This is a genomic window from Asaia sp. W19, assembly GCF_003994335.1.
Taxonomy (GTDB): Bacteria; Pseudomonadota; Alphaproteobacteria; order Acetobacterales; family Acetobacteraceae; genus Asaia.
On the sequence record NZ_PNQZ01000019.1, the window covers coordinates 94,914 to 117,663 of the forward strand.

Consider the following 22,750-nt stretch of genomic DNA (forward strand, 5'->3'; position numbering starts at 1 on the left):
GTGTCCCTATTCCTTCATCTGCATGTCGGACATGGCGGACTGCATGTGCATCACCTGACCTGTCGACTTGTCGATGACCGTACCGTTATTGTACTTGGCCACGATCGTGTCGAAGAGGTTAGGCTGAACATGCGCGAAATACTTGACCGGCGCCGCTTCCTGGGGAGCAGCAACCTGCGGGTAGTCGGCTGAGTCGAGCGAGTCAGACGCGCCCTTCACCTTGTCGACCCACTGGTTGAAGTCATCATCAGTCATTGCCAGCGTACGGAACTTCATGTCCGAAAAGCCGCGACCCGTGTAATGCGCTGCTTCACCCAGATAATCGCCCGGCGCGCTGGCCAGAAGATGAAGCTGGGTCTGCATGCCGGCCATTGCATAGACCTGCGTGCCCAGACGGGGGATGAAGAATGACGTCATGACGGAGTCAGACGTGATGCGGAAGTTGATCGGTGTGTTCACCGGAACCGCAAGCTGGTTAACCGTTGCGATACCCTGATCCGGGTAGATGAACAGCCATTTCCAGTCGAGCGCCACAACCTCGACATTCAGGGGCTTGCGCCCTGCCGCCTCAGCCGAGTGAAGGGGGCGATACGGGTCGAGTGTATAGCTCGTCCAGATCGCAATCGCACCCAGAATGACGATCACGACCGCCGGAACACCCCAGACGAAGAACTCAATCTTCGTGGAATGATCCCAGTTCGGCAGATACTCGGCCGACTGATTACCCTCGCGATACTTCCAGGCAAAGAAAAGCGTCATCAGGATCACCGGAATCACGATGCACAGCATCACGCCCAGTTCGATCAGGATAACGTTTCGGTTCTGAATTCCCACCGGCCCACGCGGATCGAGCAGATCGAGCGTACAGCCAGAGAGAAGAAGTGCCGGCGCTAGCGGCAGGAGCCGCCGCAACTTCGGCAAAAGTCTATTGTTCATTGTCTGCCCCGCTCGTTGAACCGACCGTCAAGCTCTTTGGCTGCGCTACGCTGCCGCTCAACCCGACCACGGCTTGGTCGAACATGGCGACAACACCTTCAGGGGATGTCATCCATCTCTCCTATTCCAGTTGACGACGCATCGGTTGCGCAACGTGATACCTGCATCCGGCATTTGTCGAATGAAGATATAACGTTACGTATGCTGATGGCACATCGACCCTCAGCGTTGGTATGCGTCATCCTTGCCTCGCCTTACTTCAGCATGGAGTATTTCCGATCGGAAATCCCGCATGCCTGCACACCGGGCATCGGCGCCCAGCACTGTTCTGTTGTTTCCGCCCGATTGGCCAGCAAAGCAAGCACTGATCCTTACTTTTCCGGTGTCTGTTCACAATTTGAACACAGGCTAAAGCGTTGTTTTTCAGGAGGTTAACGCAGAGAGGCACGTTTTCGCCTCAATTCATTGCGGATTTTTTAGATTCAGTTCAGATAGAAATGACAAGTTAATTAGACCGAAATAGTACGGATAAACAAAAACGGGGCGCATCTGAGATGCGCCCCGCCAAGTATACAGACAAGCTGGATACTAATTATCCGTTATTGTTATTACGAACGCCCATGAACTGGAGCAGAAAGGTGAAGAGGTTGATGAAGTTCAGATAAAGGGAGAGCGCATCATAAACACTGCGCTTGCCCATTTCCTCAGGGCCGACATAGGCCAGGTAGTATTGGTACGTAGCCCGTATACGCTGAGTATCGAATGCCGTCAGCACGGTGAACAGCGCGACACCGACCACACTGACAACGAACGCCATCATCGCGCTTTGGAGGAAGATATTCACCACCAACGCAATCACGAGCCCGATCAGACCCATGAACAGGAACGAGCCCAGGGAGCTGAGGTCGCGCTTCGTGGTGTACCCCCAGAGCGACATAGCGGCGAAAGTCGCTGCAGTGACGAAGAACGTGCTCGCCACCGAGGTGTGCGTATAGACCAGCAGGATGTTCGAAAGGCTTGCCCCCATGACGGCGCAGAACGCCCAGAACAAACCCTGCGCCGCCTGGCGCGAAAGGCGATTGACACCAAACGACATGACCATAACGAACGCAAGCGGCGCGAAGATGGTCAGCATCCCGAGCCCTGTCGGGCGTATCTGCATCCCTGCCGGGGTCAGCACATGATGGAAAAACAGATCGCGCAGCGAAGTCTCGGCCACAGCAAAGGCCACAACGCCGGTGACAACCAGACCGGCCGTCATCCAGTTATACACGCTGAGCATGTAGGCGCGCAGACCGGCATCGACCGTATCGAAGCTGGCAGCCCCTGCTTTCTGCGACGGGCTGCTAGAACGAGGATTTGGAACGAAAGCCATGACACCCTTTCCTGAAATATGGCCGGACCGGCCTTTTATCGTTTCAATGTGGCGTTTTTAACATAGCGGTCAAGTGAGGCAGGTCATCCGACATGCTAAGATACAGAGGCGACCCGTTCTGAAACCGGAGCGAAGCCGCGCGTTAAGGTTTGTGATGATAATGCAAAACCCTCACCACGCGCCATCGAATTGCGCGCCCGAAGCGCCAGGCTCGGGTGCGCTCGCCACTGGCAAACCTCGGTAAGATAGCGCCACGCCAAAGCCTGCCCATCACGCATGCCGTTTGGGCCTTCCCCCCTTTGCAGCAGGATCTCTCCATGCGCCTCTTCATCGCTCTCGATCTTGCAAGCGAACATAAGCGCCTTCTTTCCTCTCTTCGTCGCCCGCTTGCAGGTGTGACTTGGTATCCCCCGGAGAGCTACCATCTCACGCTGCGCTTCATCGGCGACATACGCGCACGTCCCATGATGGAAGAGATCGACCACGCTCTGGCAGGAATCACGGCCGAGCCGTTCGACCTGACCCCTTGCGGTGTGGGATTGACCCCGCAAACGGCGCGCACGAGACTTTGGGCCGGTGTCGCCCCCTCCCCCAGCCTGACCACCCTTCAGTCGCGCGTTGAGAGCGTCCTGCGTCGCTGCGGAGTTGGTGTGGAAAAGAGGCGTTTCGTTCCGCATATCGCCCTTGGGATAGGCCCGGATGAGCCGGGCGCGGATATCATACGCTGGATGCAGCAAAATAATCTGATGCGCGGAAAAGCCCTGAGTGTGGAACATTTCACTCTCTTCCGCTCTCATCGCACAGCGGACGAGCCACATTACGAAGCTTGCGCCGACTATCCGCTCGGTGCCCATGCTCTGCCGCGGAACGAGGCATGGTGAACGCTCACGCCCCCGGGGGCGCTGGCGAAACTCTTGCAGATCTGGTCGGTCGTGTCCGGCAATGCCGCCTTTGTACGCCCCATCTTCCCCTTGGCCCCAAGCCGCTTATCCACGTATCGCCGCATTCGCGGATCCTGATCGCGAGCCAGGCACCCGGGACCATCGCTCATGAGAGCGGCAAATCCTTCTACGACCCATCCGGTCGCAGATTGCGCGACTGGATGGGCCTGGATGAGGAAGCGTTTTACGATACGAACAAGGTCGCGATCCTGCCCATGGGGCTTTGCTATCCGGGACGCCTCCCCAATGGGGGAGACAAACCACCCAGAGCTGAATGTGCGCCGGCCTGGCGCGATCAGGTTCTTGCGCGTCTGACCGAACTGCGCCTGGTTCTGCTCGTCGGGTCCTACAGCCAGCATTATACGCTGGGTCGCGGCGCCGTTACGGATCGGGTCCGGGAATTCAGGCGCTATCTGCCGCGGTACTTCCCACTCCCACACCCCTCATGGCGCACAGGGGTGTGGGAAAAGCGCGCGCCCTGGTTTCAAGCCGAGGTCATCCATGCCTTGCGCGAGGCCATACAAAAAGCGCTATCGGACGATAACCCGCCCTCCGGAACTCATCCTGTCTCAATGGCACAAGAACGGAATGGCTCAGCCTAGCGCGCGTACGTGCTTCAGCGTGGACACGACAAAACCCTCCAGCCCCGCGAACAGGATCTGAATGCCGATGCAAAGGAGGATCAGAGCAGCCAGCCGACTGACGATGCGCGCCCCGGTGCGCCCAAGCGAACTGACGATCCGCTCGGCATAGCTGTAAAGCACGACCACCGTCAGCGCGATGGCAAGGACTGCAAGCGACAGGCCGATGATATAGCTTGCTGAAGATGCGCCCAATGTACGCCCCGAGCTGAGAGCGATCGCCACGGCGATGCTCCCTGGTCCGACAGTGAAGGGCATGGCCAGTGGAAAAAATGCGCGGTCGCCCAGATCATTATCCTGGTTGGCCGTATCGTGATCGAAGACCTGCCGTTCCTTGCGCGCTTCGCTCTCCTCTGGTGCAAGGAGCAGCGTCCAAGCGCGGGAAGCCACTACGAGCCCGCCGGACACGCGCAGGGCGTCGATGGTGATACGGAAAAAACTCAGGATCCAGCCACCCAGCCAGACCGAAACCATGAGGATGATAAAGGAATAGAACCCGACCGTACGGGCAAGCTTAACGACCTGAGGACGTGGCCGGCCCAGTGTCGTCTGAGCGAAGATGAGGGAGGCCCCGAGCGGATTCACGATGGAAAACAGCGCCGAATACGCCATGAGCCAGATTGCGGTGACATCACTGAAATTGACAGGCTGCGTCAGCACATGCGGCAGATGCATTACCCTGCCCTGTCGTGACGCGCCTTGACGGACAGAAAATTCCGCGAATGCAGCAAGCGACGCAAGCGCCGATGCTCGCCGTCCAGAACTGCCCGCACGGCCTGCAGATCCTGGGCAAGACAGCAGAGCACCCCACTCTCCCCCGGGCCATTGGGACACACGGTCATGCCGATGTCATGATAGACCCCAAGCAGAGCCTGACCCACCTTGATAAAGACAGGATGGCGCCCTTCCTCCACGGCAAGATCGCGCAGACGCCAGATCGCGGCAATGCATTCGGCCTCCGCGCCCGCCGGATCCCCAACCCCAATAATGAATTGACCCGTTCGAAGAAACGGAATACCTGCCCGCCCGTTGTCGTTCAGTATAAGTCCGCTTGGACGCCTAGGGCCCAGCTCCTCAAGAGCATGAGCGAGGTTTCTATACAAGACCTCGCTCTCACTGTTCCAAGGGCGTACCAAAACATGGCTGCGCCTCAACATCTGGATAACCGCAACAATACCAAAAACAGCAGAAACACCCAGCGCCCAGCGTACAACAGACGTATGCGCATCATAGATGAGCGAACGCCACCAGGAATGGCCAAGGTGGTGCCGCAGCGCAAACAGCCCCACACTGGCGAGACTGACGACCCAGAGAGTTACAGGCGCCATAAGAGTCGGGCTGAGCGGCTCCGCAAACAGCTTTGCCTTGCGGTAATAGCAGGACCGAAATGGCGCGATCAGGAACATCACCATCATCAGACAGAGCGGGATGCCGAGCGGACCCTGACGCAGAATCACAAGCGGGATAGCCAGACCGAGCAGGGTCAGTGCGGCACGCCATGCGGCCGTAACGCGCTGCGCCAGCCCTGCCGCCACACCCACCAACATCACCCCCGTCAGGCAGAGCAGAAATTCAGCTGCCTGAAGCATGAGATGGGTAAAGGCGCTGCCGACCAGGGGCGCTGGTACCGCCACCGCATAGAACACGAGCAGAATGCCGGTCCCGGCTACCACACCCGTTGCGACCGTGACCGAAAAATCCGCTTCTGATTCGCGCACGACCTGGCTGGGGCGGCGTACGGCCAAAGCCCCCGCCACAGCACCGCGACGGCGCGCCCAGGCGGCATCCCCACGCAGGAACAGCTCATGGGCTGCGAACATGCCGCCCGCGAGGAAAAGCGGGATGATGTAATAGAACAGCCGGAACGTGAGGATGACGCCGAGGATCTGCGGTGTCGGCAGATAGGGCCCGAGCGCGAGCAACATGGCCCCGTCGAACACCCCCAGACCGCCTGGCACGCTGGCCACGAGGCCTGCCGTGTAGGAGGCGATATAGATCGCCAGAAAAGCCGGGAAACCGATCGCCGCCTGGGGAGGCAACAGCACGTAGGCGATCATGGCCGTCATGGCCATGTCCGCAGCACTGACCACGACTTGGGCCAGCGCCACGCGAAAGCCAGGAACATCAAGTGTGTACCGCCAGATGCGCATCTGGCGGTACCGCAGGGAGACGCCCAGATAGGCGAGCACACCCAGCCAGGCTACCGCACCGGCCAGTTGCAGCACCATATGGGGAAGATGATCGACCAGCGGTATGTGACCCGGCTCGAACAGGAACACGCCGCCGATAAGCGCCATGGCGCCCAGCAGATAGGTCGTGGAGCAGAACGCGATGATCTGGGCGATACCAACGGGTGAGACGCCCCAGTTGCGATAGAGCCGAAAGCGTACCGCAGCACCCGAAATGGCCGAGCATCCAAGATTATGCGAGAGCACATAGGAGCAGAAAGCGGCGAAGGCGGTCCTCAGAAAGGACTGCTTTGTGCCGATATGATAGCAGGCCAGCCGGTCGTAGAAGGACAAGATGAAGTAGGAGAGCACCGTGCATCCCACACCGGCAGCGAGCGCCTCGGCCGGAATAGACTGAAATGCTGTCCTGATGTCAGCCAGAGAGAGCGATTTGAGCTCCTTCTGGATGACATAGATGGCCGCAACGAGAAGAATCAGCCCGAGCAGCGCGGGCAGCCGACAAGCCAGACGGCGCCACCCACTCGCCGAGCGGGGCTCGCTTTCCTCACAGCTGCTTTTTGTCTGTTCCTGAACGGTCATGAACCCTCAACCAAGGAAGCTGATCGTCTCTGTTGCGGTCACTTTCACTCTGCAGCGTCGGAAATGTCACGGGCGAGCGCTGCCTCGATCAGCGAAACCGTTTCCGGCAGGCCGAACAGGGAAGCGAAGATCCCGAAACGTGGCCCTTCCGTCTGGCCAAGCAGAACCTCATAGAGGCACCCAAACCAGGCACGGAGGGGCTGGATCTGATGCTTTTTGCCGATTTCGAAGACGATATCCTGAACCTCGACGGGAGATAGGCCGGGATCGGCAGTTTTCAAGGCATCTGCCAGATCCTGAAGCGCGACGCGTTCAAGATCGGTCGGCGCACGGAATGTCTTGGCCGGTCGCACGAACTCCTTGAAGTAGACCAGGGCGTGCCCGACCAGACGATCCACGTAAGGGTGGGTTTCCGGCGAAAGGCTCGGATCATAACGGCGCAGGAACTTCCAGAGTGTGTCGCTGGATTCCGCATTGGCCACCGAGGCCAGATTGAGCAGCGCGGTGAAGGAAACCGGGCTGGACAGACGCGTATCAAGCGCGCCGCCATGGATAAACCATGCAGGATTGGCGCGCAGCACTGACTCATCCTCGGTCACCACGGCCTTGTCGAGATTGGCCAGATACTCGTCCATCGCACGCGGGATCACATCGAAGAACAGACGCTTGGCTCGTGTGGGCTGGTTGAACATGTACTGCGCCAGACTCTCGGGGGGCGCATAGTGCAGCCATTCTTCTATCGACAGGCCGTTACCCTTGGATTTGCTGATCTTCTGGGCGTTCTGGTCAAGGAAGAGCTCATAGGTGAGCCCAGCCGGGGGCGCCTTGCCCAGAATACGGCAGATCTTGCTCGAGAGCTTGACGCTGTCGATCAGGTCCTTGCCCGACATTTCATAATCGACGCCCAGCGCATACCAGCGCATGGCCCAGTCGGCCTTCCACTGCATCTTGGCATGACCGCCGAGCACAGAGGTCTCGAAGGTCTCGCCCGTTTCAGGGTCCTGCCACTGCACGGTCGCGGCAACAGGATCAACCTTGGTCACCGGCACCTGCATGACCTGACCGGTACGCGGATGGATGGGCAGTACTGGCGAATAGGTCGCGCGGCGCTCGGCGCCGAGTGTCGGGGCGATGGTTGCCACCACCTCGTCATGCACTTCAAGCATGCGACGCAGGGCCGCATCGAAACGCCCCGAGGTGTAATAATCCGTGGCGGAAGCGAATTCGTACTGAAACCCGAAACGGTCCAGAAATTCGCAGAGCATGGCATTGTTGTGGGCCGAGAAACTCTCGAAGCGACCAAAAGGATCGGGAATTCGGCTGAGCGGTAGACCAAGATGCTTGGCGAGCATCTCCTGATTGGGCACATTGGTCGGCACCTTGCGCAGCGCGTCCATATCATCGGAAAACGCGAGAAGACGCGTCTTGCGACCGGTCAGACGCTCATAGGCAAGACGCACCCAGGTTGTACGTGCCACTTCGCCGAACGTGCCGATATGAGGCAGGCCTGAGGGCCCGTACCCGGTTTCCAGAAGGGCCGGAGCCTCTCCACCGCGCGCCTCGACATGCGCCGCGATTTTTCGCGCCTCCTCGAACGGCCAGGCTTTTGGCAGGGCGAGAGCATCGGGAGGGACAGGAGCGGTGTTTTGGACAAGGTCGGACATGATTGGATGAAAACTAGAAATAGTTCCGTTCCGGGTCAAGCAACATGGCGTTATGCGCCCCGTGCGCACCCCCCGAATACCGCATAATAACCCTATCGATCGATTAATTGCGCATCGCTTGCCACGCTGTGATCTCCTCCCTCTTGTGAAACCTGAATACGCATCCTGGCCGCCCGATGCGCGAGAAGGATAACGTTCACCCGCAGTTTCGTCCCTGTAAAAGACGTTCAGGCGGACGAAGCGTGAACACGTACTGGCGATCTGGGTCCGCTGCCTCTATCATGAGGGCGATGCCCACGCCCTCCCGCGCTTCGCCCTATGATGCCCCCGCCCTGATCACGACGCGCGCGCGTGCCTCAATTCTCACGCCCGATGGCGAGATCCTGTCGCTCGATGCAAGCGAGTCTGCGGCCGTGCTGGCCACCCTGCCCCCTCCGCTGCTCATCCATGGTCCAGCGACCATTCGCCGTCTGGGCCTGACCCCGCCCGGACAGGTTGTGCCCTGGTTCGACTTGCTGGAGTTGTTTCTCTTCCTTTTCCCGACGCGCTCAGTGGTACCCACACCGCGCGGCATGGGGCTGGCGCTCGGCCTGACGCCTCCCGACCCTTGCGAGGCCGATTTCCTCCTGCTGATCCTTGAGAGCCTCCGCCAGGCGCTCGAGGCCATGAAGGACAGCCGCGAAGCGGAAACGCTCAGCGCTCTGCTACCCCTCCTGTCACGCGCAGGCTGGGTCTGGTCGGGCTTTGTCGAGTCCGTCCTGCAGGCCAATCCGGGCCAACATCGCCACCCTTATGAGGCGCTGCGCGTCTGGCGTCGTCTCCCGCGCTGGGAGGAAATGGCCCAGAGACCGCCGCCGGGCAGCCGTCCGGTCGCCCCTGCCGAAGCCCGTCTGCGCCTGACACGCATTCTTGGTGACGGGGCGGAAACACGCCCCGGCCAGGCCGATTACGCCTCGGCGGTGACCCAGGCCCTGGCCCCTCGCGAAGGCGCAGGCATTCCTGAAATTGTGCTGGCCGAGGCCGGGACGGGCACAGGCAAGACCCTGGGTTATATCGCCCCCGCCAGCGTTTGGGCGGAGCAGAATGACGGGCCCGTCTGGATCTCGACCTATACGCGGCATCTTCAGCGCCAGATCGAGCAGGAGGTAAGGCGTCTCTATCCCGATGAGTCAGAAAGGCGCAACGCGGTCGTGCTGCGCAAGGGTCGCGAGAATTATCTCTGCCTTCTGAACATGGAAGATGCGGTCAACACGCTTGCCTCGCGCCCTGCCCCCTCGTTTCCTGCCCTGATCGGTCTTGCCATGCTGGCCCGATGGGCCGAGGCGAGCGAAGACGGGGATCTGATGGGGGGCGATCTGCCTGGCTGGTTTGGCGATATCTTCGGCGCCGGTACCCTGTTCGGCATGGCCGATCGCCGGGGCGAATGCATCCACGGAGCCTGCCCGCACTACCAGACCTGTTTCGTCGAGCATTCCATCCGACGCGCACGGGGTGCGAGGCTCGTGATCGCCAATCACGCCCTTGTCCTGTCGCAGGCCAGCTGGTCCAGCCTGGGGCGCGACGACGTGCCAGATGAGGACCAACTCCCGACCCGTTATTTCTTCGACGAAGGGCATCATCTTCCCGAGGCTGCCGATAGCGCCTTCTCCCTCGCGCTTTCCGGGCTTGAAGCGGCGGAATTACGCCGATGGCTGCTTGGGGCCGAGGGGAGCCGCTCCCGGGCGCGCGGGCTTCGTCGCAGGCTGGAGGATCTGGTCGCTGGATCGCCGGTGCTCGACGCCCCGCTCGAGGCCATACTGGGTGCAGCCCACGGGCTTCCTGCCCCCGGCTGGCTGGGCCGCCTGAACGGTCAGGACGATGCCCCGCAGCCTGCGGTGCCGGAACTGATCACCAATCCTTCCGAACAATTCTTTCAGGCCCTAAGGGCTCAGCTTGAGGCACGCCGCATCGGCGCGCAGGGAAACGACTCCTCGGAATGCGGCCTGCATCCTGCTGGCGAGGCGCTGCGAGAGGCCACTGCCCCACTCGACACGGCACTGCGCCGCCTGCTGGCACCGCTCAACACACTTGTGGAGCGTCTGAAAGCGCTGCTGAGTGAGCCCGACGATGCGCTCGAGGCGGCGCAGCGCCTGCGCATAGAGGCCATGATCCGCTCCCTGCGTCGGCGCGCCATCGCGCGGGTCGAGGGCTGGATCGCCATGCTCGATACCGTGCTCGACCCGCAGGACGAAGCCCAGAGCGCCTATATCGACCTCATCCGCGCCGAGTATATCCCCGGACGCCCCGGTGAGCAGGATATCGGGCTCCATCGCCACTGGCGTGACCCGACCATCCCCTTTGCCTCGGTCATGCAGGGCCCGGCGCATGGCATGCTCATCACCTCGGCGACGTTGCGCGACCAAACGCCCGCCCGAATGAATGATGGCCCTGATCCGAGACAGGTCGAGCAGAGCTGGCATGCGGCCGAGATTCGTCTGGGAACCCCGCATTTCATCAAGCCACCCTTCAGGGCCTCCCTGCTCAGCCCGTTCGATTACGCGCGCCAGACGCGCGCGCTCGTCGTGACCGATATACCGCAGAATGATCTCGATGCGCTGGCCGGCGCCTATCGTCTGCTGTTTCTGGCATCGCACGGCGGCGCGCTGGGACTGTTCACGGCCATCTCGCGCCTACGCGCCGTCCATCAGCGTATCGCCGCACCACTCGAAGAAGCCGGGTTGCCGCTCTATGCCCAGCATGTCGATACGATGGATAATGCGACCCTGGTCGACATCTTCCGTACCGAGCTCCATTCCTGCCTGCTAGGCACCGATGCGATGCGAGATGGCGTGGATGTGCCAGGTCAGGCGCTTCGGCTCGTCGTGTTCGAGCGCACACCATGGCCACGGCCCGACATCCTCCATCGCGAGAGACGCAAGGCTCTCTCCCCCGATGACCCGCGCGATTACGATGACAGGCTGACCCGCATGAAGCTGCGTCAGGCCTTCGGGCGGCTGATACGCAAGGGCGATGACCGGGGTGTATTTGTCATTCTCGACCGGCGCATGCCCTCGCGGTTGCTTTCCGCCTTTCCGGAAGGGGTCTCTATCGAACGGGTCAGTCTTGCGGAGGCTGTTCGACAGATCGGCGCGTTCCTGCCCGGCGTCAACACCGGCGACGTCCCGCATGCAGGGTCTATTCCGAGGATAGAGTTAGACGAATGAGGCACGCCCTGTGAACGAGACAGCCCTGATCTCGCTGTTCGGCGATGCGCTTGTGGCAACTGGCGACCGGATCGAGGGTACCGTGCTCGATGACCTGTCACGCCCGTTTCTCGGCATCGATCCGGTCAGACAATGCATGATCAATGCGCCAGCCGGGCTGACCCTGTATCAGACATCGCCCGCACTCTATCACCTGCGCGATGCAACCGGCAGGATCTGGTCCTGCGCGCCTGACGGAACCCGTGACGAGGCGATGGACCGTCCGAGCTGGAGCACCCTCTCCTGCCTCGCCCTGAGGCGATTTCCCGCCATCACCCCCGCCTCGGATGCATTCTCGCCCATACCGCGCCGACTGCATTTCATCTGCAACGACCGAGCGACGCTCGATCCAGCGCTTGTCGCCAATATCGAGCGTACCGCCGCGATCAATCCCGGCTGGGAAGTCACCCTCTGGGACGAAGCCGCGCGTTTCGAGTTCATCACCGAGCATTATGGCTGGGATGTGCTCAAGCTCTATCTGATGATCGGGCCGGAATATGGCGCAGCCAAGGCCGATCTGTTCCGCTATTTGCTGATCTACGAGCTAGGCGGCGTGTATCTCGATCTGAAATCCACCACTGCACGCCCTCTCGATGCGATCCTGCGCGAAGACGATACATTCATCCTCTCGCAATGGAACATGTCAGGGTCCGGCGTGCACAGGAACTGGGGGCTCGGTGCCACCATCGCCCATGTGAAGGGCGGCGAGTATCAGCAATGGTTTCTGATCGCCCGACCGCTCCACCCCTATCTGCGCCGGGTGATCCAGCTCGTTCTGACAAGGATCGCAATCTATCGCCCCGATCTGCATGGGATCGGCGCGGTCACGACCTTCAACGTCACCGGACCGCATGCCTTTACCAAAGCCATCTATCCTGTGCGCGACGATCATCCGCACAGGATGATCGATTCCGAAACGGAAGGACTCGTCTATTCAGTGATGGAAGACCATCGCGCACGCAGCGGCAGTAATTATCGTACCGCTCAGACGGCCCTCGTGACAGGCAATGAAACCTATCGCCTTTGAGCGCACGCGCACCCGGCGCGCAGTCTTACGCCTATCCCGTCAGGGCAGCGGAAAATGTGACACCCCGGCATGAATGCCGGGGCGCGTGGAGGGATCAGAAATTGACCCCGGCCTGCAGGAACACATAGCGCCCGTAATAAAGGTCGCCATAAAGACCGGCGGCGCTGTTGGTCGAGGCATCGGCCACGAAAGGCGGCTGCTTGTCGAACAGATTGTTTACGCCCGCCTGGAACGTCCATTTGTTCAGGCGATAATCGATCGTCAGATCATGCGAGAACACGCCGGGGGTCTTGTAGCGGCCATAGCCAAGGGCCGTGCTCAGATCCTGCGATCCGTTATTCCAGACCATGCCACCCGTATATTTCATCATATAGGTGACGCCCCAGTTGCCGTGCTGCCAGTTGACCGTCGCATAGTCACGCACGCGCGGCTGGCCCGTTCCCGACTGGTACATCAGGCGACCGGCATAGTTGTACCACTGCCCACCCGGCTCGTTCTGCTGCAGATAGCTGATGAGCTGCTGGAAGTTGTTGCCCAGGGTCACCACGTCCTTGCGCGTCACGCGGATACGATAATCGAGATCGAAATCGATGCCGCTCGTCCGCAGACCGCCGATATTGGCGTAGTAATCCGTCACCGAGTTCAGCTGATCTGTGCTCGAGACGCGGGTGATGTTGTTGCAGTAATTCGTACTGGCTCCCGTGTAGCACTGATCGAGAATGTACTGGGAACTCAGATACGAGACCATGTTCTTGATCGTGTAATGCCAGTACTCCACCGAAGCCGAGAGACCCGGCACCCAGCGCGGGGTGATCACCGTACCAATTGTATAGGTACGACCGGTTTCCGGCTTCAGAGAAGCGTTACCACCGTAAAGCGTCGGCACCTGACCCGAGTTTGCGGCCACAAAGGTCGAGGTATTGATGCCCTGCTTGGCGCAATTGGCCACGACATTGGCAGAAAGCGAGCCATAGGAACTGGCCTGGGCGCAGGGATCGGTTGCCGACGCATAACCAAGGCTGCCGCCCGAATAGAGCTCGTAGACATTCGGCTGACGATAGGAGGTGCCGATCGTGGCGCGGAAGCGAATATCGCGGATCGGTGCCCAATTGATCGAGGCTTTCCAGTTCTTGGTGCCACCGAATGTGCTGTAGGACGAATAGCGGCCCTGGGCGTCGATGGTGAGATCCTTCGCGAGGAACACATCACGCAAAAGCGTGGCCTTGCCTTCCAGATAGCCTTCCGTGACGTTGAATCCGCCGCCAGTATAGGAGGCCGAGTTGGTCAGCGTATCGCCAGAGGCCACGACGGCATCTGGATGATAGGCCAGCTGTTCGCCACGATGTTCCATACCAAGCGCGAAGCCCAGATCGCCACCGCCCTTCCAGGGCATGGTCGCGACATGGTTATTATGCATACGCAGATTCAGGTCGCGCAGCTGGTAATAATAGTGATCGTGACTGGTATAATTCGAATAAGCCGCGGCAGCCGAAGAAAGCGGCTTGAACGGATCGGACAGGACGCACCCCGACGACGTCTGACAGACCGAAGGGTTGTACACGAGAGCCGAGCTTGAGTCGGTCGGGTCAACCTGCTCCAGACCGTATTCCTGCAGAAGCTTCGCATAATTGCCCACGCCGGACATCTGCGAGGTCACCTGATTCCAGCCATAGGTGTAGGACAGATCGTACATCCAGCCATGGGTGATCTCACCCTTGGCCCCTGCGATGGCAGTATAGGTGTCTGTCGCCGTCTCGGTGCGACGATTGCCCCATTCGCCATAGCGCTTGTACATCAGCACATCTTCGCCAAACGTGTTGTAGGGCGCATCGGCCGGAATCACGAGGCTGGATGGCAGGTTGGACGGGTAGATGCTGCCCGTCATCGGCTCCGGCGCCAGAGTGGTGCTGGAGGTACGGTGGCTGTACTGGAAATTGGCATAGGGCGTGAAATGGCTGTTCACGTCATAATGCGCGTCAAAGGACAGCGTGGAGTTTTGCAGCGAATTCGTCAGGGATTGCTGCGAACCGTAATTATACCGATCGGCAGAGGTCGCGGTGTGATAGCCTGTCCCGCTGGCATTCGGCACATAAGTGCCTGAATCCGTGAAGTACTTGCCAGTGGTCGGGATGGACGAGCCAAACAGCAGATCGGACGCATCGGTCGGGTCATTGGTCTGCACATTACGCGACCAGGCGCGGTTGCGCTGCATGATGCCGCTCTTGGTCATGTACGACCCGAACAGCGTCACATTGCCCTTGCCGTGATCGAAATTCCAGCCCTTGTAGCCGGAGATCTGGCCCGTCTGGCCATCGCCCACATCGGTGATACCGCCACGAACGGTGATGTTCGCGTCGTTCAGGTCGTGGCGCATCTTGATATTGATGACGCCCGCAACCGCATCGGCGCCGTAGAGTTCAGAGCCGCCATCCTTGAGAATTTCAATGCTCTGAACCTGGTAGACGTTGATCGTGTTCAGGTCGACGCAGCTGTTATTGCCGTTGAGCGTGGTGCGCTTGCCATCAATAAGCACCAGCGTGCGGTTCTGGCCGAGGTTACGCAGATCGACGCATGACGAGCCGCCTGTGCCGTTGGTCTGCGAGTTATAGGTGCCCGAGGAACCGACCGAGGGCAGACGCTGCAGATAGTCGCCCACCGTGGTGGCGCCTGTCTGCATAATCTGCTTGGCGGTGACGATCTGCACCGGATTGGCATTGACGTTGTTCGACGTGCTGAGCGCCGAACCGGTCACGACGATATTCTCGCTCCCGCTGCGGCCGGTCGAATCATTGACCGGCGCGAAGGCATTACGCTGTGCCGTAGCCGTACGCGTGACGGGCATGGCAGACGACGCAGCCGCCGGAGTTGCCGCAATAGATGCCGCGGCCGGGCGGCGGACGCTGTTCTGCGCGCTTTTGGATGCCGTACGCTTATGAGCCTTGTGAGTCGTTCCTATTGAAGACGACGATGCGGCAGCGGCTTGCGCAGCGTGGAAATGCCCGAGGGCCAGTCCGGCGCCGAGTGTGGAGACAAGCAGCAGTCTTTGCTTGTTCCTGATGATCTTCATGATGCTTTTGACCTCCAGTAAGGCGTTCTGGAAGCGAAAAGATTTCACAAACGAAATTACGTCCAGAGGGTTATTGCGGATCTGGGCGCGCAGAAGCGAATCATTGTATTTTTATCACAAAGTTACTTACCTGAGTTGTAAATTGAACTCATATATTACTTTCGGTTATTATAGATACACTTTTGAAATAATCAGAATCACTCAGAAACGTCTCCGGAGATAACGTCTTTCCGGACGGGGAATGCAGACAGATGGGTAGATGATCACCCCTTGAATATCTCTCATCTATGGGGAAGAGGCGCCGTCCCATGCGGGATTTACGCGCCGTCCGTGCAATCGAGGTGAATCTCTCAGGCGCTGCGGGTCGAGAAATACGCCGTGAAAGCCCGCAATGCGGAGGGTACGTGTTTGCGGAAGGGATAATAGAGGTGAAAGCCCTCTCCCACTGACGTCCATTCGGGCAGGACGAGTTCAAGCGCGCCACAATCGAGAGCCGCTCGGGCTCTGTTCTCAAGGCAGTAAAACAACCCTCCCCCTGCACAAGCGCAGGCCAGCGATAATTCGCTATCGCCCAGAATGACCTGGCCCGGCACATCGAGCGCGCATTGTCGTTCGCCTCTGCCCAACTCCCAGGAATAGAGCCGTCCGGTTCCCGTGCGGATACGAATGCAGCGATGGCGCATCAGATCCTCTGGCTGGCGGGGACGTCCCATGACGTCGAGATAAGCCGGCGCACCCACAACAACCCAGTTGAGATCGTCGGTCAGACGTCTGGCAATCATGCCTTCAGGGACAGTGCCCCCATAGCGTATGCCCGCATCGAACCCCTCGGATACTGCATCCACGACGCGATCATCCACCACGATATCGAGCTCGATGGCGGGATAAAGCGCCATGAACGCCGCCAGCCTTGGCGCCAGGAGCAAAGTCGCTGCATCGCGCAGGGTCGTGATACGCAACCTGCCCGAGGGAAGCCTCCGAAAAGCCTCAAGCTGCGCCAGCGAGGCGTCGATCCGCTCGAAATGCGGGGCGATCTCCGCAAGAAGCATCTCACCCGCGCCGGTAAGCCTGACCTGTCGTGTCGTCCGATGGAATAGTCGCACGTCCAGTCTGCGCTCGAGCTGCGTCATGGCGTGGCTCAGTGCCGAACCCGTCACGCCACGTTGCAAGGCTGCACGGGTGAAGCTGCCCGCCCGGGCGATGGCAAGAAAGCTCTCCAGGCTGTCCTTGCTGATCCCACTCGCGTTCATTCGTGAATTTCTTTCATCGCACCATCAAAATGAGCGCTGTAAACCGGAAATGGCCCGGAATGTTCCCTGTCCCGGCGATCAGACGGATCGCTTTCAGGAAAGGACTCACCCCGTGACCCATCGCCCCCTCGCTCTCGTGACCGGCGCTTCATCCGGCACCGGCTTTGAACTTGCGCTCGAATTTGCGCGAAACGGATATGAAACGGATATGATGTCGCCCTCTCCGGATCGAGCGCGCAGATTTTCGATGCCGCGAAACACATTGAGGACCTCGGTGCGACCGCTTATGCCCATCGGGCCGATGCAGCGACCCATGAGGGGGTGGAAAGCTTCTGGCAATTTACTCTAGGGCTTGGCCGACCTCTTGAGGCTGCGGCTTTGAATGTCGGGATTGGGCTTGGGGGCGCTTTCATTGATACGGCCCTGGAGGACGACCTGCGCGTGATTGCGATCAACATCACCGGCACTGTCCATATGGCCAAGAATGTGGCGCGCTTCATGGTCGCACAGGGCCACGGGCGTATTCTCATCACCTCCTCGGTCTCTGCGACGCTCCCCACACCTTTCGAGACCGTCTATGGCCCCTCGAAAGCCTTCGGCTTCATGTTTGCGGAATCCCTGCGCGAGGAACTGAGGGGAAGCGGCGTCACCGTCACTGCCCTGCTACCGGGCGCCACAGATAGCCGCTTTCACAAAAATGCTGGCATGGCGCGCAGCGCGATCGATCAAGGCCCCAAGAATGACAAGACCCTGGTGGCTCGTCAGGGCTATGAGGCCCTGATGAAGGATCTCGACCATGTTGTGGGCGGTGATGATGCGACCAGGCGAATGGTGGAGGAAAACAGGCTCACGCCCGAACCGGTCAAGGCGGCGCGCCATGCCCGACTGACGCGCCTGAATCCCTGAGCGACTTTCCTTTGCTCGAGACCTCTCCAATCATGGAGAGACCATAGGCGTCTCCCGAAGACTATTGCTTCAGAGAGACTGCCCGCCCGAAACCTCGATACGCTGCGCGTTCACCCAGCGATTATCCTCCGAAAGGAGCGAAGCGATCATGGGGCCGATATCCTCGGGCACGCCCACGCGCCCGAGCGCGGTCAGCCCGGCAATATGGCGGCTGATCTCGGGATTGTCGCGTACCATGCCCCCCGAGAAATCGGTCTGAATGGCACCGGGCGCGACAACATTGGCCGTTATCCCCCGTACCCCGAGTTCCTTGGCCATATAACGCGTCATAACCTCTACGGCCCCCTTCATCGAGGCGTACACGATCCGGCCGGGGAAGGTGAAACGGGTCAGACCGCTGCTGATATTGAGAATACGCCCGCCATCCCGGAGCAAGGGCAGAAGCGCCTGCGTCAGGAAGAAAGGCCCCTTGAGATGCTCGCGATAGATCCGGTCGAACTCATCCTCAGTAGTATCGGCCAGACCGCCATTATGCGCGCTGCCCGCATTGTTGATGAGATAGTCGAAATGGGTGAGGCCCCATCCCTTCAGGATCTCGTCCACAGAAGTGGCAAATTGCGCAAAGCTGCGTGTATCGCCAACATCGAGTTGCAGGATGGCGGCCTTCACCCCTGCCGCATGGGCGATGGCCATGACGGTCTCCGCGGCTTCTCGATTGCCCTGATAGGTCAGGATCGCGCCAATACCCCGCTTCGCCAGAGCCTCGACTGTAGCGCGTCCAAGGCCGCGGCTGCCGCCCGTGATCAGGGCGATAGGCTGATGCTGTGTCATGATGCTGTTTCCTCTCGCTGGTGATGAGCGCAACATTCCATGCGGTGAGGCTTGTGATAAGGCAGGAAGACCTGTCATCATTGTTCCGTAATACGGAATAATCAGATGGATCGACTGGCGAGTATCGACCTCTTCCTGCGTATCATCGAGCGCGGCAGTTTCAGCGCGGCAGCCGCATCCTGCGGGATATCCCGACCTGCAGCGACCGCAGCCATACAGGCGCTCGAGCAGCGTCTCGGTGCGCGATTGCTGCATCGTTCTACGCGCCATGTACAGCCCACCGAGGAAGGCAGACTTTATTACGCCCATTGCCGGTCGATCGTCGCATCGCTGGAAGAAGCCGACAGATCCATCGGCTCCGCGCTCTCGGGCGTGATCCGCCTCGATACGGTCGGGCATCTGGCACGCACGATCATCCTGCCCGCTCTTCCCGAGTTCCTCTCCCGCCATCCGGGGCTCACCGTTCATCTGGGCGAAGGCGAGAGGCTTGTGGATCTGTTGCGCGAGGGCGTCGATTGTGTGGTGCGTGGCGGCCCTCTACCCGATAGCGACATGATTGCCCGTCCGCTTTGCCTTTTGCCCGAGATCACGGTGGCCAGCCCGGACTATCTGGCCCGCCGTGGCACGCCGCGCAACCCGGATGATCTGGACGGGCACTGCATGATCGGTTTTGCGTCTTCCCGCACTAAGCAGATCCTGCCACTGGAATTCAGCCTTGAAGGCCGTCTTGTCGAACGCATGCTACCGGCCAGGCTGCTCGTCTCCGGCGCCGAGTCCTCGGCAACCGCGGCTTGTCTGGGGCTGGGCCTTGCACAGGCGCCGCGCTATCGCTTCGAGGCCGAATTGGCTCGGGGGGCGCTGGTGGAGGTTCTGTCGGACTTCCCACCGGCACCAACCCCATTGACGCTTCTCTACCCCAGCAACAGGCAGCTTCCGCCACGCGTGCGGGTTTTCATGGATTGGCTGGTTGAGATCTTTGGGGCTTTCGACAGGGACAGGCAGCAGCACTCCAAAAAATGAAACGCCCGATTTCCGACCTCATGATCAGGCCGGAATAGCTAGGATCGCGTCATGCTGTTCGATCTTCCCTCCCATGAGACGCTCTATGAAGCCCTTCTGGCGCGCGATGCCCGCTATGATGGGCGGGTTTATGTCTGCGTCGGCACGACGGGCATTTTCTGTCGCCTGACCTGCCCTGCGCGCAAGCCCCTCGCGACCAATTGCAGCTTTCGCGACAGCGTGAGGGGATGCATCGAGGCCGGTTTTCGCCCGTGCAAGCGGTGCCATCCGCTACAGGGGGGCGCAAGCCATGACCCACTCATCGCCCAGTTGCTTGACAGTCTCGATGCCGATCCGGGTCGACGCTGGAGCGAGCGCGATCTCGTTGCCCTTGGTCTTGATCCCTCCACGGTGCGGCGCAGTTTCAAGCGGCATTTCGACATGACGTTTCTCGATATGGCGCGGCAGCGGCGCTTGCGTGACGGATTCACCACGCTCTCACAAGGGGAGACCGTGATTGCAGCCCAGATCGATTCAGGGTTTGAATCACCCAGCGCCTTTCGCGAGGCATTTTCACGCCTGATTGGCTGCGCGCCAGGGGCGCTCAAGCAAGGGGGACTACTTCAGGCAAGCTGGATTGCGACGCCCCTGGGCGACATGCTTGCCGTCTCATCCGCACGCCATTTGCATCTTCTCGAGTTCATCGATCGCAAGGCCCTCCCCCGCGAATTGACAGTTCTGCAGGTCGCGCTCAAATCTCCGCTCGGCCTTGGCAGAACCGAGGTTACCGAGCAGGCGCGCGAGGAACTGGACGCCTATTTCAGCGGCAGGTGTGCGCGCTTTGAAACCCCTCTCGCGCCTCAGGGATCGACCTTCACACGCCGTGTCCATCGCGCCTTGCAGGCAATCCCGGCGGGCGAGACGCGCAGCTATGGCGAGCTTGCACGAGCGATCGGCCATCCCGGCGCCGTCAGGGCCGTAGCACGCGCCAATGGTGCCAATTGCATTGCGCTCATGATCCCCTGTCACCGCGTGATCGGCTCAGATGGCAGCCTGACCGGTTATGGTGGCGGCCTGTGGCGCAAGCAGCGGCTGATCGAGATCGAGCAAGAAATATCGATCAGCGGAACATGCTCGCGCTCCTGATCCGATCAGTGAAGCTTTGATGCAACGCCTTGCGCGCTTCGTCTCCAGGGCATCCGGAATCTGTTGATAGAGTCAACTTACTGTGACTAAGTTTTTCCGAATCGTTTCGAAACATGTTCGGACGGTCTCGGCCACGCCCGGATGCGATGGGATACGCAACAGACCAGGCAGGTGGAATGAGACAGGGGAAGCCGTTGGGCCGGAGGCGCGTAATCATGCGCCTTCGGCTGGTATATGTCGTTGCGATGATGATCTTCTTCGTCATCTACAAGGTTCTTGATCCCCTTGGGCTCGAGAGCGCAACGAAGCAGACATCTGCGGGATTATTCAATGCGCTCACCGCCCCTTTCTACGGCGCGGGCGACCCTGATTCCCACCGCCATGTCGCAGTGGTCGAAATCAACGATCAGACGCTCCGACGTTTCGGCACTGCATTTCCACTCTCCTACACGCGCCATGTATCGATCCTGAACCAGATACTCGACGCTCACCCGGCAGCGATCTTTGTCGACTTCCGCATGATGCGCGAACTGCCCGGAGAGAGTCTCGACAGCTTCACCCCTGTCATCGCACGGGCACGCGTGATGAATGTTCCGCTTCTCTTCGCCCGTGGGGAAGCAGGAGACGGGCAGGCCGCCCTTCCCCCACAGCTTCGTCCGTCGCAGGTCTACAGCAACGGCCTCGAAAGCACTGGCACCTATCCGCTTGTCGATGAGGATGCGGCTTCCGAAGACGGGGACGCCCCCTTCAAGGCAGTCAATCCTGCCTGGGCACTTTATGCGCAGCTTTGCCACCAAGGCTGGCGCGCAAAGTGCAACGCAATTGATACTCATGACTTCACCCGTCCCATGGTGATTCGCTGGGGTTTGGCCCCCGATCCGGCGCAGGATCAGGTCAGCGACCTCCGGGAGAGCTGGCAACGCGATTGTGGGGGGTGGCTGTTCCGTTCATGCACCCGACTGTATGCAGCTTCGCGTCTTGCTCTGAACTATCTTTTCTTCCACTCCAAAGGGAGCGTCAGGCATTTCGCCTTTTATCCCCTGGTGATGGGTGCCGAGCAGCTTGGCCACAGCGCGCGTGATGCCCCCCCCGGTAGCCCGCCGCTTTCAGCACTCATGACTGGGCGGGCCGTCTTTTACGGTTCGGATATCCGCGACCAGCATGACGATACCATCGTGCCCCTGCTTGGGCGGATCCCTGGTGTCGTCACCCATGCCATGGCTTTCGATAATCTCGTAACCTATGGCCCGCGCTACTTCCACGAGCCGCCCGAGATCGCACAACTGGGATGGCTGAGACTGGACAAGGCCGAGCTGCTCGAGGCCCTGATCTGGCTCGTGTGTAGCGTGGCGCTCGTCATGCGGCTCAAGCCGGCGCGACGGGGCGAGGCAGACGAAACCTACAGGCAGAGCCCCGAGACCCATCATCATGCCTTGCGCTGGACACAAGGCAGACGGCGACGCAGCGTCGCCTGCGCTCTGGCCGCAGCAGTCACTGTTGCGCTTCCGGCTGCCTCCGAACTTTCGCCCGACATGCTTATGGATCTCGTCATCATCTGGCTTTTCGTGACCCTGCTTTTCATCGGGGCATGGGCCATGCCCCCACGACGCCCCGCGAGCGAGGCCCCGGGCGAGGAAGAGCGCGGCCTGACATCACAACTCTGCTTTTTGGCCAGTCTGGCCGCGATAGGCTTCGCTCTGAATGAGGCTGGTCCACGATGGCCGAATGCCGACTGGATCGGCCTGCTCCTGCTCTGGCTCGCCGCCGGGGTGGAAGAGGAACAGGAGCGCAATCGCTTCGTTCAGCCGCTCTGCCGTTTTCTGAACCGGCTAATCGATCTCCCGCGCGACACGAGCCGGGCAGTTCGGACACGACTTGCACAGTTCAGAGGATAGGTCCCCCCCCCCCTGGTTTTACCCCGTGCAATGGCTCTGCCCGGTTCTTTCCCACTGGATGA

General features: G+C 60.2%; 17 protein-coding genes. 9 read left to right on the forward strand and 8 right to left on the reverse strand.

All coding sequences use genetic code 11. From position 1 onward, the window contains the following. Positions 1-6: 6 nt before the first annotated feature. Positions 7-936, reverse strand: coding sequence for a ubiquinol oxidase subunit II (gene cyoA, locus C0V97_RS04690; protein WP_127101182.1), 930 nt, complete (start codon positions 934-936; stop codon positions 7-9). On the opposite strand from cyoA, the gene C0V97_RS18775 reads away from it, so the two are divergent. Next, complete coding sequence (locus C0V97_RS18775) at positions 936-1,070, forward strand: hypothetical protein (RefSeq protein ID WP_255424151.1); 135 nt, start codon at positions 936-938, stop codon at positions 1,068-1,070. The genes cyoA and C0V97_RS18775 overlap by 1 nt on opposite strands. A 458-nt stretch (positions 1,071-1,528) precedes the next feature. Here C0V97_RS18775 and C0V97_RS04695 read toward each other — a convergent pair whose 3' ends face one another. Further along, a complete protein-coding gene (locus tag C0V97_RS04695; protein WP_127101184.1) occupies positions 1,529-2,311 on the reverse strand; it encodes a Bax inhibitor-1/YccA family protein in 783 nt (260 codons plus the stop codon). 317 nt (positions 2,312-2,628) lie between these two features. On the opposite strand from C0V97_RS04695, the gene thpR reads away from it, so the two are divergent. Both thpR and C0V97_RS04705 read left to right on the forward strand, forming a co-directional pair. Beyond that, on the forward strand, positions 2,629-3,192 hold the full coding sequence (thpR, locus tag C0V97_RS04700) for an RNA 2',3'-cyclic phosphodiesterase (RefSeq protein WP_127101186.1): 564 nt from the start codon (positions 2,629-2,631) through the stop codon (positions 3,190-3,192). Continuing rightward, positions 3,186-3,854, forward strand: coding sequence for a uracil-DNA glycosylase family protein (locus tag C0V97_RS04705; RefSeq protein WP_127101188.1), 669 nt, complete (start codon positions 3,186-3,188; stop codon positions 3,852-3,854). Before thpR ends, C0V97_RS04705 begins: the two co-directional genes overlap by 7 nt. Here C0V97_RS04705 and C0V97_RS04710 read toward each other — a convergent pair. The 3 genes from C0V97_RS04710 to C0V97_RS04720 are packed head-to-tail and all read right to left on the reverse strand — an operon-like array spanning position 3,846 to position 8,325. Then, entirely contained in the window at positions 3,846-4,568 is a 723-nt protein-coding gene (locus C0V97_RS04710; protein ID WP_127101190.1) for a MarC family protein, read from the reverse strand. The genes C0V97_RS04705 and C0V97_RS04710 overlap by 9 nt on opposite strands. Next, on the reverse strand, positions 4,568-6,661 hold the full coding sequence (locus C0V97_RS04715) for a lysylphosphatidylglycerol synthase domain-containing protein (protein ID WP_127101192.1): 2,094 nt from the start codon (positions 6,659-6,661) through the stop codon (positions 4,568-4,570). Before C0V97_RS04715 ends, C0V97_RS04710 begins: the two co-directional genes overlap by 1 nt. Positions 6,662-6,705: 44 nt before the next feature. After that, entirely contained in the window at positions 6,706-8,325 is a 1,620-nt protein-coding gene (locus tag C0V97_RS04720; protein ID WP_127101194.1) for a lysine--tRNA ligase, read from the reverse strand. Positions 8,326-8,615: 290 nt separating this feature from the next. Here C0V97_RS04720 and C0V97_RS04725 point away from each other — a divergent pair, with 290 nt between their 5' ends. Next, positions 8,616-11,528, forward strand: coding sequence for an ATP-dependent DNA helicase (locus tag C0V97_RS04725; RefSeq protein ID WP_127101196.1), 2,913 nt, complete (start codon positions 8,616-8,618; stop codon positions 11,526-11,528). A 10-nt stretch (positions 11,529-11,538) separates the two neighbouring features. Continuing rightward, positions 11,539-12,594, forward strand: coding sequence for a glycosyltransferase (locus C0V97_RS04730; RefSeq protein WP_127101198.1), 1,056 nt, complete (start codon positions 11,539-11,541; stop codon positions 12,592-12,594). A gap of 94 nt (positions 12,595-12,688) precedes the next feature. Here C0V97_RS04730 and C0V97_RS04735 read toward each other — a convergent pair whose 3' ends face one another. Both C0V97_RS04735 and C0V97_RS04740 read right to left on the reverse strand, forming a co-directional pair. Next, the gene (locus tag C0V97_RS04735) at positions 12,689-15,661 is read right to left on the reverse strand and encodes a TonB-dependent receptor domain-containing protein (RefSeq protein ID WP_127101200.1); all 2,973 of its coding nucleotides are present in this window, start codon (positions 15,659-15,661) and stop codon (positions 12,689-12,691) included. 350 nt (positions 15,662-16,011) lie between these two features. Beyond that, complete coding sequence (locus tag C0V97_RS04740; RefSeq protein ID WP_127101202.1) at positions 16,012-16,911, reverse strand: LysR substrate-binding domain-containing protein; 900 nt, start codon at positions 16,909-16,911, stop codon at positions 16,012-16,014. A gap of 261 nt (positions 16,912-17,172) precedes the next feature. On the opposite strand from C0V97_RS04740, the gene C0V97_RS04745 reads away from it, so the two are divergent. Further along, positions 17,173-17,817 (forward strand): SDR family oxidoreductase, encoded by a 645-nt coding sequence (locus C0V97_RS04745; RefSeq protein WP_233581986.1) that lies wholly within the window; start codon positions 17,173-17,175, stop codon positions 17,815-17,817. Positions 17,818-17,886: 69 nt separating this feature from the next. Here the strand turns inward: C0V97_RS04745 and C0V97_RS04750 are convergent, their stop codons facing one another. Continuing rightward, positions 17,887-18,648 carry an SDR family NAD(P)-dependent oxidoreductase gene (locus C0V97_RS04750; protein ID WP_127101204.1) on the reverse strand — a complete coding sequence of 254 codons (762 nt, stop codon included), beginning with the start codon at positions 18,646-18,648 and terminating at the stop codon, positions 17,887-17,889. Between the two features lie 105 nt (positions 18,649-18,753). On the opposite strand from C0V97_RS04750, the gene C0V97_RS04755 reads away from it, so the two are divergent. The 3 genes from C0V97_RS04755 to C0V97_RS04765 all read left to right on the forward strand — a co-directional run bounded on the left by C0V97_RS04755 (position 18,754) and on the right by C0V97_RS04765 (position 22,688). Then, on the forward strand, positions 18,754-19,668 hold the full coding sequence (locus C0V97_RS04755; RefSeq protein ID WP_127101206.1) for a LysR family transcriptional regulator: 915 nt from the start codon (positions 18,754-18,756) through the stop codon (positions 19,666-19,668). 51 nt (positions 19,669-19,719) lie between these two features. Beyond that, complete coding sequence (locus C0V97_RS04760; RefSeq protein ID WP_127101208.1) at positions 19,720-20,793, forward strand: bifunctional transcriptional activator/DNA repair enzyme AdaA; 1,074 nt, start codon at positions 19,720-19,722, stop codon at positions 20,791-20,793. A gap of 215 nt (positions 20,794-21,008) precedes the next feature. Beyond that, the gene (locus C0V97_RS04765; RefSeq protein ID WP_158625341.1) at positions 21,009-22,688 is read left to right on the forward strand and encodes a CHASE2 domain-containing protein; all 1,680 of its coding nucleotides are present in this window, start codon (positions 21,009-21,011) and stop codon (positions 22,686-22,688) included. Positions 22,689-22,750: the final 62 nt, after the last annotated feature.